Annotated in this window: 1 protein-coding gene; it reads left to right on the top strand. The window is 74.3% G+C overall.

The genetic code is table 11. The features are described from left to right. On the top strand, positions 1 to 226 hold a 226-nt coding region (locus KUM03_RS36180), incomplete at both ends, for a bulb-type lectin domain-containing protein (RefSeq protein ID WP_302185931.1).

Below are 226 nucleotides of genomic sequence, written 5' to 3'. Positions count from 1 at the left end.
GTGATGCGGGCCGGTGACAGCCTCGTCTCCAACGCCGCCCGCCTGACCCTGCGGGCCGACGGCGATCTCGTCGTCGTCTCCAACGCGGGCCAGACCCTGTGGTCGACCGGCACCGCGGGCCACCCCGGCGCCACCGCCCGCTTCACCGACACCGGCAACCTCACCGTCGTCGACGCCGACGGCAGCACCGTGCTGTGGGAGTCGAAGACCACCGCCGCCGGCGGCA

This window comes from Streptomyces sp. AC602_WCS936 (assembly GCF_019049125.1).
GTDB lineage: Bacteria > Actinomycetota > Actinomycetes > Streptomycetales > Streptomycetaceae > Streptomyces.
Note: the sequence above shows the minus strand (reverse complement) of the source record. Positions and strands in the feature narration are given on the sequence as shown.